Here is a 6,192-nt window from a genome sequence, read left to right on the forward strand (position 1 = left end):
CTGGTGTCTCCTGCCGGCGTGCAAGGCATGACGCTGCGCCACATCGCGCAGGAACCGCCAGGCTGGCCCAGAGGTTCATGCTTCATGGCTTTTTCACTCGTCCGCGAAGACCTCGATCCGGCAGATGCCGGGCTTGTCTATGTCTGCTCTTCCGAGCCCGGCTGGACGCGCCGCCCGCATGGGCGCGGCTTCACCTATCTCAATGAAGAGGGAGATGTCCTCAAAGGTGACGACAGGGCGCGGGCTGAAGCCCTGGTCCTGCCGCCTGCCTGGGCGGATGTCTGGATCTGCACGCTGCCAAAAGGTCATTTGCAGGCCACTGGCAGGGATGAGGCGGGCCGCACGCAATACCGCTATCACGAGGCCTGGCGGGCCCATTGCGAAGAGGTGAAATTCTCGGACATGCTGGCCTTTGGCCGGGCCCTGCCGCGTATCCGCAAGCGGGTAAAAACCGTCCTGGAGGATCCCGAAAACCATGTCGATCTCGCGACCGCGGCCATTGTCCGTCTTCTCGACAAAGGCGCGATCCGTGTCGGCTCGGAGCGCCATGCACGCAATGGCACGTTCGGCGCCGCGACGCTCTACAAGCGCCATGTCCGCCAGACCGACGAAGATACGATCCGCCTCAGATTCAAGGGAAAGGGCGGCAAGGATCAGGAAGTCTCGATCTGTGATGAAAGTCTCGCGCATGCCGTTGGTGAACTCCAGTGCCTTCCCGGCCAGTCGCTCTTCGACACGCCGGATGGTCATGTCGGCTCAAGCCGCGTGAACCGTTTTATCCGGGAGGCAGGGGACGGGGGATTTACGGCGAAGGATTTTCGCACCTGGGCCGGATCCGTTGCGGCTGTCGAGGCGCTGTGTAAAGGCGCAAGCAGCATCAAGGACATTTCCGAAGCGGCCGCCGAACGGCTCGGAAACACCCCGACCATTGCCCGCAATTCCTACATCCACCCCCGCCTTGTCGAGATGGCGCGCCATGGTGAGGTGCCAGAAAAAGAAGCCGGCCCCGTGCGCCTGCGCAAGGACGAACGCCGCCTGTTTGCGGTGCTGGAGGGGCGTGACTAGGCTGTTTGCCTCAAGGCGGCCCGCCCAGCCGATTGCTGCGCCAAGAGGGAGGCAAACATGACCGCCAATTCGATCTCGAGATACACTGCAATTGTCGCTAGCAGTCTTGCTGTCTTCTTCGAAGCGGAAAGAATTCCGCTTTCAACTTAAGGGTACGGTAGGGCGCGCCCTCTATCGACAGCTCAAGGCCGAAGGGGAGCGTATCCATGTCCGGAAACACTGCAACCAGACTCGCTATGGCGCTCGGCCTGTTGGCCGTGGGCTGCGCAACAGCCACGATGGCTGGCTATGGCCCCCTGATTCCGCCGCAAGACGACCATATGCAGATGCGTCTGCCGGAGATCGACGTCAGGCCGCCCGCGCCAGAGGTTCAGGCGCGCCTGCGCAATTTATCGTCAGATGAGGCGCGTCCGCGCGAGCGGGCAGGGCTGCCCGATTGCGGCCTTGTCGACCGGCCTCTCACCATCTTTCCCGGCCTTGGCGGCGACACCGTAACCTTTGGCGAGGCAGGGACCTTTTACGTCTATGATGAGGGCGACCAGCCGGCTGGTCCGGACCTTGCGACGCATGACAAGGTCATTCTACCCGGAACGCCGGATGAGCCGGAAATTCTCGTCGGGGAGAATTCGGTGTCCTTCTGTTATGTCGAGCGCCGCATCGCGATCACGCTCTTCCGTCAGCTCTGCGCGGGGAAGCACTGGAACAACACGATCGAGGCGATCAGCTTCGATGAGGGTGCGACCTTTGTCGATCCGCGCGTTCTTTCCGAACTGGCGCCGGGTGAACCTTATCTCACGCCGGACCGGCTCAAGAGCATGAACATCGACTGGCTGAGCGAGGAGGCCATCGAGAGCTGGCAGGTGAGGCCGATGCCGGCAATTCTGCTTCCGTCAGCCTCTGCGGTGGAGCAATGCGAAGCCGACACCCAGCCGCTGCCGGGCAACTGGAAGCCTGGCTCCAAAGGCTGAAGGCCTCAGGGGGGTGTTGCCCGCATAGACGAACCGCGCTCAGGCCTTTTTGACGAACTCGGTCTTGAGACCCATCTGGCCGATCCCGTCGATCTTGCAGTCGATGTCGTGATCGCCTTCGACAAGGCGGATATTCTTCACCTTCGTGCCGACCTTCACCACCGACGATGAGCCCTTCACCTTTAGGTCCTTTATGACGGTCACCGTATCGCCATCCTGGAGTTCGACACCGTTCGCGTCGCGCCAGACCTTGTGGTCGGGGTCGAGGGAGGGATCAGAAGGCCATTCGTGCCCGCATTCCGGGCAGACCAGAAGCGCGCCGTCTTCATAGGTGAAGGTGGACTGGCATTGCGGGCAGGGGGGAAGTTCGCTCAATTTACCACCTTCGCCGCTGTTTTCTCATAGACTTCATCCCGCTCGACGCCGGGGGCGAGTTCGACGATCTCAAGACCGCCCTCGACCACGTCGAACACGCCAAGATCGGTGATGATGCGTTTGACGACGCCCTTGCCGGTCAGCGGCAGGGTGCATTCCTTGATCAGCTTCGGCTCACCGGACTTCGATGTATGGTCCGTGATCACGACGATGCGCTCCACGCCGGCGACGAGGTCCATCGCCCCGCCCATGCCTTTGACCAGCTTTCCGGGGATCATCCAGTTGGCGAGATCGCCATTCTCGGCGACTTCCATCGCGCCGAGGATCGCCATGTTGATCTTGCCGCCGCGGATCATCGCAAAGCTCATGGAGCTGTCGAAGAAAGCGGTATGTGGCAGCTCAGTGATGGTCTGCTTGCCGGCATTGATGAGGTCGGGGTCTTCCTCGCCCTCATAGGGAAAGGGGCCCATGCCCAGCATGCCGTTTTCAGACTGCAGCGTGACCGAGACGCCGTCGGGGATATAGTTCGCAACCAGCGTCGGAATGCCGATGCCGAGATTGACATACATCCCGTCTTCAAGCTCCTGCGCGGCGCGCTTGGCCATATCGTCACGTGTCCAGGGCATCAGGCGGTCTCCTTCTTGCGGGTCGTGCGCTGTTCGATGCGCTTTTCGTGCTGGCCCTGTACCAGCCGGTGCACGAACACGCCCGGCAGGTGGATATGGTTGGGGTCAAGTTCGCCCGGCTGGACGATCTCTTCAACTTCCATGACGCAGATCTTGCCGCACATGGCGGCCGGCTCGTTGAAGTTGCGGGCGGTCTTGCGGAAGATGGCATTGCCAGTCGTGTCCGCCTTCCAGGCCTTCACGATGGCGAGGTCCGCGAAGATGCCTTCTTCGAGGATATAGTGCTCGCCGTGGAAGACTTTCACTTCCTTGCCCTCGCCGATCTGGGTGCCATAGCCGGTCTTGGTGTAGAAGCCGGCAATCCCGGCGCCGCCCGCGCGCATGCGTTCAGCCAGCGTGCCCTGCGGGTTGAATTCCAGCTCCAGCTCACCGCCGAGATACTGGCGCATGAATTCCTTGTTCTCGCCGACATAGGACGAGCCCATCTTCTTCACCTGCTTGCTTTCCAGCAGCAGGCCGAGACCGAAGCCATCGACGCCTGCATTGTTGGAATAGACGGTGAGGTCCTTGGTGCCCGCCTCGCGTATGGCGGCGATGGAAAGCTCTGGAATCCCGCAGAGGCCAAAGCCGCCCGCAGCGATCGTCATGCCGTCGAAAAGCACGCCATCAAGGGCGGCCGCGGCGCTGTCGTAAATCTTGCTCATGGGCTGATGCTTACGCCTGGGGCAGGGGGCTTTCAAGGGAGAGTTTACGCCGGGAAAGAGGGGAAGACGAACAGAAAAAAAGCCCGGCGCGTTGGCGCCGGGCTTTCCTTTTGCGTCTGGTGAGACGGGGGTGGGTCTAGAAGCCCATGCCGCCCATGCCACCCATGCCGCCCATGCCACCCATATCGGGCATGCCGCCGCCGTCGCCGTCTTTCTTCGGCGCTTCGGCGATGCCAGCCTCGGTGGTGATCAGCAGGGCTGCGACCGATGCGGCGTTCTGAAGGGCAGAACGGACGACCTTTGCCGGGTCGATGATGCCCATCTTGTACATGTCGCCATACTCTTCGGTCTGGGCGTTGAAGCCGTAGGCACGGTCATCCTTGGCGAGGATGTTTGCCACGACGACAGAGCCTTCGAGACCGGCATTGTTGACGATCTGACGGATCGGCGCTTCGAGGGCGCGGCGAACGATGTCGATGCCAGCTTGCTCGTCAGCGTTTTCGCCCTTCACGTCGATGTGCTGGGCCGCGCGGAGCAGGGAAGCACCGCCGCCCGGGATCACGCCTTCTTCCACAGCAGCGCGGGTAGCGCTGAGGGCGTCATCGACGCGGTCCTTGCGTTCTTTCACTTCGACTTCGGTTGCGCCGCCGACCTTGATCACGGCAACACCGCCAGCGAGCTTGGCAAGGCGCTCCTGGAGCTTCTCCTTGTCATAGTCCGAAGAGGTGTCTTCGATCTGCTTCTTGATCTGGCCAACGCGGGCTTCGATCTCGTCCTTGGAGCCGGAGCCGTCGACGATGGTCGTGTTGTCCTTGTCGATCTCGACCTTCTTGGCGGTACCGAGCATGTCGAGCGTGATGTTCTCAAGCTTGATGCCGAGGTCTTCGGAGATGACCTGGCCGCCGGTGAGGACAGCGATGTCCTGCAGCATGGCCTTGCGGCGGTCGCCGAAGCCAGGTGCCTTCACGGCTGCAACCTTGAGGCCGCCGCGCAGCTTGTTCACGACCAGTGTTGCAAGGGCTTCGCCATCGACGTCTTCACCGATGATGAGAAGCGGGCGCTGGCTTTGCACGACCTGCTCGAGGATCGGCAGCATCGGCTGCAGCGAGGAGAGCTTCTTCTCGTGCAGGAGGATGTACGGATCTTCCAGCTCGACAGCCATCTTGTCCGGGTTCGTCACGAAGTAAGGGGACAGGTAGCCGCGGTCGAACTGCATGCCTTCGACGACTTCAAGCTCGGTTTCGAGGGATTTGGCTTCCTCGACCGTGATGACGCCTTCATTGCCGACTTTTTCCATCGCATGCGCGATCATGTCGCCAATTTCCTTGTCGCCATTGGCGGAAATCGAACCGACCTGCGAAATCTCGGAGTTCTCTTTCACCTTGCGCGAATGATGCGCGAGGTCTTTGGTCACTTCGAGAACGGCCTTGTCGATGCCGCGCTTGAGGTCCATCGGGTTCATGCCGGCGGCAACGCGCTTCATGCCTTCGCGAACGATGGATTGAGCGAGGACCGTGGCGGTCGTGGTGCCGTCACCGGCAACATCGTTTGCCTTGGAGGCCACTTCCCGCAGCATCTGTGCGCCCATATTCTCGAACTTGTCCTCAAGCTCGATTTCCTTGGCGACGGTGACGCCGTCCTTGGTGGTGCGCGGTGCGCCGAAGGACTTCTCGATAACGACGTTACGGCCTTTCGGGCCGAGGGTGACTTTTACAGCGTTTGCAAGCGTGTCGACGCCTTTGAGCATCCGCTCGCGCGCATCAGCGCCGAATTTTACGTGTTTGGCAGCCATAGCTGTCTTCCTTCCTGAAATTCAGTTCGAAATGATGTGTTGGAAAAAGGGGAGCGCTTACTCGATGATGCCGAGAATGTCGCTTTCCTTCATGATCAGAAGATCCTGGCCGTCGACTTTCACTTCCGTGCCCGACCACTTGCCGAACAGGACGCGGTCGCCAGCTTTGACTTCCAGCGGAATGATCTCATTGTCGTCACCGCGAGCGCCGGAGCCAACGGCGACGATTTCGCCTTCCTGCGGCTTTTCCTTTGCGGTGTCCGGAATGATGATCCCGCCAGCGGTTTTGGCTTCTTCTTCAACGCGTTTCACGAGAACGCGGTCATGCAGAGGACGGAATTTCATTTGCTCTCTTACCTTTGAGTTTCGCCCCGGCGGGGCAATGTGTTCGTGGTATTAGCACTCACCTGGTGTGACTGCTAACGGCGCTCAGTTAGGAGCGCTCAGGAGCAACGTCAACTAGCTGTTTTGTGAAATTTTGCAGATGGTTCCAATGCCGACTGCAACCGGCCATGTGCCTGAAAATTGGGGCGCCGAGGCAAGGCGTGCAAGGTGGTGGAAACACCACTATCGCCACGCGGGCTCTCCCGCTGGCGGTGCGCTGGTCGTCTTGCCCTGAAGTGACAGGGCCGGGCGCGTCCCTGGTGGACGCTATAGGTAAT

7 protein-coding genes are annotated in these 6,192 nt (G+C 60.8%); 2 read left to right on the plus strand and 5 right to left on the minus strand.

Going from position 1 to position 6,192, the window contains the following annotated elements; translation table 11 throughout:
• Positions 1 to 84 precede the first annotated feature (84 nt).
• Both ABNU55_RS11395 and ABNU55_RS11400 read left to right on the plus strand, forming a co-directional pair.
• Positions 85 to 1,065 carry a hypothetical protein gene (locus ABNU55_RS11395; RefSeq protein ID WP_290752008.1) on the plus strand — a complete coding sequence of 327 codons (981 nt, stop codon included), beginning with the start codon at positions 85 to 87 and terminating at the stop codon, positions 1,063 to 1,065.
• A gap of 206 nt (positions 1,066 to 1,271) precedes the next feature.
• Positions 1,272 to 2,033: a hypothetical protein gene (locus ABNU55_RS11400; RefSeq protein WP_290752010.1), complete on the plus strand. Its 762-nt coding sequence runs from the start codon at positions 1,272 to 1,274 to the stop codon at positions 2,031 to 2,033.
• Positions 2,034 to 2,072: 39 nt separating this feature from the next.
• Here the strand turns inward: ABNU55_RS11400 and ABNU55_RS11405 are convergent, their stop codons facing one another.
• From ABNU55_RS11405 to groES, 5 genes are all read right to left on the minus strand, one after another.
• Positions 2,073 to 2,408, minus strand: a complete 336-nt coding sequence (locus ABNU55_RS11405; protein ID WP_290752014.1) for a zinc ribbon domain-containing protein YjdM — start codon at positions 2,406 to 2,408, stop codon at positions 2,073 to 2,075.
• Complete coding sequence (locus ABNU55_RS11410; protein WP_290752016.1) at positions 2,405 to 3,034, minus strand: CoA transferase subunit B; 630 nt, start codon at positions 3,032 to 3,034, stop codon at positions 2,405 to 2,407. Before ABNU55_RS11410 ends, ABNU55_RS11405 begins: the two co-directional genes overlap by 4 nt.
• Entirely contained in the window at positions 3,034 to 3,738 is a 705-nt protein-coding gene (locus tag ABNU55_RS11415; RefSeq protein ID WP_290752019.1) for a CoA transferase subunit A, read from the minus strand. The genes ABNU55_RS11410 and ABNU55_RS11415 overlap by 1 nt, the downstream gene beginning before the upstream one ends.
• Before the next feature lie 136 nt (positions 3,739 to 3,874).
• Complete coding sequence (groL, locus tag ABNU55_RS11420) at positions 3,875 to 5,530, minus strand: chaperonin GroEL (RefSeq protein WP_290752021.1); 1,656 nt, start codon at positions 5,528 to 5,530, stop codon at positions 3,875 to 3,877.
• A gap of 57 nt (positions 5,531 to 5,587) precedes the next feature.
• Positions 5,588 to 5,875: a co-chaperone GroES gene (gene groES / locus ABNU55_RS11425; RefSeq protein WP_290752023.1), complete on the minus strand. Its 288-nt coding sequence runs from the start codon at positions 5,873 to 5,875 to the stop codon at positions 5,588 to 5,590.
• Between the last annotated feature and the right edge of the window lie 317 nt (positions 5,876 to 6,192).

The sequence above is a fragment of the uncultured Henriciella sp. genome (genome assembly GCF_964005855.1).
Lineage (GTDB): Bacteria > Pseudomonadota > Alphaproteobacteria > Caulobacterales > Hyphomonadaceae > Henriciella.

Bases quoted from the DNA above. Each gene is read 5' to 3' on its own strand.
- ABNU55_RS11395 (WP_290752008.1), top strand. From the start codon at position 85: ATGGCTTTTTCACTCGTCCGCGAAGACCTCGATCCGGCAGATGCCGGG.
- ABNU55_RS11400 (WP_290752010.1), top strand. From the start codon at position 1,272: ATGTCCGGAAACACTGCAACCAGACTCGCTATGGCGCTCGGCCTGTTG.
- ABNU55_RS11410 (WP_290752016.1), bottom strand. From the start codon at position 3,034: ATGCCCTGGACACGTGACGATATGGCCAAGCGCGCCGCGCAGGAGCTT.
- ABNU55_RS11415 (WP_290752019.1), bottom strand. From the start codon at position 3,738: ATGAGCAAGATTTACGACAGCGCCGCGGCCGCCCTTGATGGCGTGCTT.
- groL (WP_290752021.1), bottom strand. From the start codon at position 5,530: ATGGCTGCCAAACACGTAAAATTCGGCGCTGATGCGCGCGAGCGGATG.
- groES (WP_290752023.1), bottom strand. From the start codon at position 5,875: ATGAAATTCCGTCCTCTGCATGACCGCGTTCTCGTGAAACGCGTTGAA.